General features: G+C 69.8%; 3 protein-coding genes. 1 reads left to right on the forward strand and 2 read right to left on the reverse strand.

The genetic code is table 11. From position 1 onward, the window contains the following. Positions 1-150: 150 nt before the first annotated feature. Together CH341_RS29250 and CH341_RS29255 are read right to left on the reverse strand one after the other, a co-directional pair. Positions 151-2,007: a CocE/NonD family hydrolase gene (locus tag CH341_RS29250; RefSeq protein WP_170149857.1), complete on the reverse strand. Its 1,857-nt coding sequence runs from the start codon at positions 2,005-2,007 to the stop codon at positions 151-153. 79 nt (positions 2,008-2,086) lie between these two features. Further along, complete coding sequence (locus tag CH341_RS29255) at positions 2,087-2,995, reverse strand: NAD(P)-dependent oxidoreductase (RefSeq protein WP_111422816.1); 909 nt, start codon at positions 2,993-2,995, stop codon at positions 2,087-2,089. A gap of 270 nt (positions 2,996-3,265) precedes the next feature. Between CH341_RS29255 and CH341_RS29260 the strand changes: the two genes are divergently transcribed. Next, positions 3,266-3,709, forward strand: coding sequence for a GlcG/HbpS family heme-binding protein (locus CH341_RS29260; protein ID WP_111422818.1), 444 nt, complete (start codon positions 3,266-3,268; stop codon positions 3,707-3,709). The last annotated feature ends 94 nt before the right edge of the window (positions 3,710-3,803 follow it).

Raw genomic sequence — 3,803 nt, forward strand, 5'->3', positions numbered from 1 at the left:
AGGCCGCCAGCGCGAGAGCGGCGCCGAGCGCCAGGGCGGGTCCGATCCGGTGCGTCACGAGGCAGTCCTCCTCCCGCCGCGACGGTGCGGCGTGCCGGCGGCACGCTACACCGGATGCGCGGAGCGGGAAACGGCCGGCGCGGGCGCCCGCTACCGTCCCTTCACGGCGCCGCCGCGGCCGCTCACGCCGTGCACCGGGCTCGTCACGCCCGCGACGGCCGGCTCGACCTTCTGCACCGCGCCGGCCGGCGCCGGGATGAAGGGCACCAGAAGCCAGCTCTGCTTGGTGCCGGTCACGTGCAGCGTCGTGGTGCCGCCGAACACGTCGGCCGGGCGGTCGTCGGGATCGTCGTGCAGGAACGGGCCGCAACCGGTCAGCTCGTTCTTGAAGTTGGAGAGCCGGCCGCCGCTGCCGCCCGGCCAGACATAATCCTTTCCGCGCACCGTGAGGCCGAGCCGGTAACCCGCCGGGATCACGATCGAGGTCGGCCACACCTCGATGTCGAGCTCGTAGATCTCGCCCGGCGTCAGCGGTTGCTTCTCGTCGTGCGCATGATACGGCCGCCACGGCTCCGACAGCTTGCGGTCGAGCTTGCGGTGCGAGGCGCGCAGCCAGCCCTGCGCCACCGGCGTGTGCGGATCGATGGCGCCCTGGAACGTCACCTCCTTCATGTCGGGCGAGAACGCCCGCACGACCAGGAACAGGTCGGCGTCCGCCGTGGTGGAGGAGACGAACAGCTTCGCCGCCATCGGACCGGTGATCTCGGACTCCGCCGTGAACGGCGCCGTGAGAAACGTCACGCCGTCGCCGAGCGCCGCGAAGCTCACCCGGCTCTCGCGTCCGGAGGGCTCGCGCCCCAGCGTTCCGGTGGTCGGATCGAGATGCAGCCGCGTCCACTGCGTGCGGGCGAGCGGCCACTCGGATTCGGCGCGCGGCACGAACTTGTCGACGTGGCGCACCTGCAGGAAGACAGGCGGCTGGTCGCGCCAGCCGTTGTCCTTGCCGTGCAGGACATGGTCGAAGAACTTGAGCTGCAGCTCGCGGCCGTAGTCGGTGTAGAAGTGCGTCCAGTGCTCGATGCCGTGCACCTCCAGCCACTTCTCCTTGGAGGCTGCGCGGTAGAAGCCCTCGAAATTGCCGCGCGGATGCAGCGGCTGGCCGCCCCAGTTGGCGGCCGAGAGGAACGGCACCGTGACCTTCTCCCACACGGCGGTGCGCGCCTTGTGGTAGTCGTCGTCGAGCGGATGCGAGAGGATCTCGGCGCCGAAGTCGCAGCGGTTCCTGGCGAGCTCCTCGTCGGAGAGCTCCTCCGCCCCGCACACCGGCTCGCCCGTGGCGCGGCTCTTGGCGCCGCGCCGGCCGAGGCCGTACTGCACGGTCTTCACCTGCATGTCGTACCAGTTCTTGGGGAACGTGCAGAGGATGCCGCCGTGATGCGTCATCTCGCGGTAGAAGTCGGCGCAGCCCTCCCAGACGCACATGGCGGCGAGATGCGGCGGCTGCAGGCCGGCGACGTGCCACTGGTTGATGGCGTAGTAGGAGATGCCGGAGAGGCCGACCTTGCCGTTCGACCAGTCCTGCACGCCGGCCCATTCGATGCAGTCGTGAAAGTCCTTGGTCTCGCGCGGCGACCAGTGGTCGATGGTGCCGGGCGAGCAGCCGCAGCCGCGCGAGTCGACGCGCACGCAGACATAGTCGTGCGGCACCCACTTCTCCGGGTCGACCACCTCCCAGCTCTGGTAGAGGTTCGACGACCCCGCCGTCACGTCGGGATGCTGCTCCACCATCCGGTTCCAGGCGCTCGGATAGCCGTCCTGGAAGGCCAGCCCCTTGGCGTAGGGGCCGTAGCTGAGGATGACGGGATATTTGCCGGGCCTCGCCGGGCCAAAGACGTCGGCGCGCAGCACCACGCCGTCGTCCATCGTGATCGGAACGTTCCAGTCGATCCGCATGCCGTCGCGCGTCTCCGAGCGCGGGACGATCGTGGCGTCCGTCTTGGTGTCCATGTCTCTCTCCCTGTCGTGGTCGTCGCGGACTCTTGTCGGTCTCGTCGACGGGGCGATGCCGCCCGGATGGCGCAAGCCGTCAGCGCTTGCGTCGTGTCTTGCTCCGCTTCACGCCGGCGAGGCCCTCCAGCACCGTGCACACGGCACCGGTGTCCTGCATGCCGAGCCCGAGCGAACGCGCCGCCGCGTAGATCGGCATGGTGGCGTTGAAGGTCGGTGTCGGAACGCCGAGGCTGTCGGCGAATGCGCCGATCACGTCCATGTCCTTCTGCCACACCTTGATCTTCATGGTCGGCGGCTCGTACTTGTCGGCCGCCATCATGGGCGCCCTCGCCTCGAACATGCGCGACGTCCCGGCGCCGGCCTTGATCACCTCGACCACCTGCTTGGGATCGAGCCCCGCCTTCATGGCCAGCACCATGGCCTCGGCGCTCGCCACGTTGTGGATGGCGACCAGCAGATTGGCGACGTATTTCATCCGGCTGCCGTTGCCGAACACGCCGAGATCGTAGACGACGCGCGAAAAGCCCTCCAGCATCGGCCGGGCCGTCTTGATCGCCTTGCTGTCGCCGGAGGCGAGCACCACGAGATCCTTCACGGCGGCCTGCGCGCCGGTGCCGCTCATCGGCGTGTCGAGCAGCGTGTGGCCGGCCTTGCGCAGCGCGGTCTCGGCCGCGATCTTGTCGTCCAGCGTGAAGGTCGAGGCCTCGGCGATGATCTTGCCCGGCAGCTTCGCCGCGACGATCGCGTCGACGACGTCGCGCAAGGCCTGCGGGCTCGGCAGGCTGGTGATCACGAACGGCGCCGCCGCGGCGGTCGCTGCGATGTCGGGCGCGATCGTCACGCCGAGCCGCGCCATCGTGCGGCGGCGCGCCGGATCGATGTCGTAGCCGGTGACGCGCCAGCCGGCCGCGACCAGGTTCTTGGCGAACGCGCCGCCCATGATGCCGAGGCCGACGATGCCGACCGCGCCCTTCGATCGCGCCATGGTCTTCTCTCCCCTCCGTTCCGACACCGTCGGTCGGTTCTTGCCGGAATGATCTTGCTTGGTGGTCCAGGTGGGCGGAACGGAACGCACGAGGACGTCGTGTCACGACGCTATACGGTCGGCGGGCCGGCTATCAAGGGACCTTTCTATGCGTGGAACGATCGCCTATCGTGCCCTGCGCACAATGCAGACGGCGCCCCGGCGCTCTCTCGATACTCTGTATGAAGCCCGGCCGTCCGGGCGCGGCGCCGTCACCACAGGGGAGCAGGCATGTCATCGGTCGGTTTGTCGCAGGCCAGCACCATCGTCGACGCGGCGCTCGCGAAAGGGCGCGAGACGGCGTGTGATCCGCTCACCGTCGTGGTGCTCGACGCCGGCGGCCATCTGGTCGCGGCGAAGCGCGAGGACGGGTCGGGGATCATGCGGTTCGAGGTGGCGTTCGGGAAGGCCTGGGGTGCGCTCGGCATGGGCTTCGGCTCGCGCGCCTATCTGGAGCGGGCGAAGGCCAATCCGGCCTTCGTCAACGCCCTGATGGCGGCGAGCGGTGGCCGCGTCGTGCCGGTTCCGTCGGGCGTGCTGATCCGCGAGGCCAGCGGCGCCGTCATCGGTGCGGTCGGCATCTCGGGCGACACCTCGGACCGCGACGAGGTCTGCGCCGTCGCCGGCATCGAGGCGGTCGGGCTGACTCCGGACACCGGCGGGGCGAAGGGGTAGGAGCAAAACCAGCGCCGGGCACGGGCCCACCCCTCCCCTGGAGGGGGAGGGTCGACCGCGCAGCGGTCGGAGTGGGGTGACCGCGCGTCCACCC

The organism is Rhodoplanes roseus, assembly GCF_003258865.1.
Lineage (GTDB): Bacteria > Pseudomonadota > Alphaproteobacteria > Rhizobiales > Xanthobacteraceae > Rhodoplanes > Rhodoplanes roseus.

Bases quoted from the DNA above. Each gene is read 5' to 3' on its own strand.
- CH341_RS29250 (WP_170149857.1), bottom strand. From the start codon at position 2,007: ATGGACACCAAGACGGACGCCACGATCGTCCCGCGCTCGGAGACGCGC.
- CH341_RS29255 (WP_111422816.1), bottom strand. From the start codon at position 2,995: ATGGCGCGATCGAAGGGCGCGGTCGGCATCGTCGGCCTCGGCATCATG.
- CH341_RS29260 (WP_111422818.1), top strand. From the start codon at position 3,266: ATGTCATCGGTCGGTTTGTCGCAGGCCAGCACCATCGTCGACGCGGCG.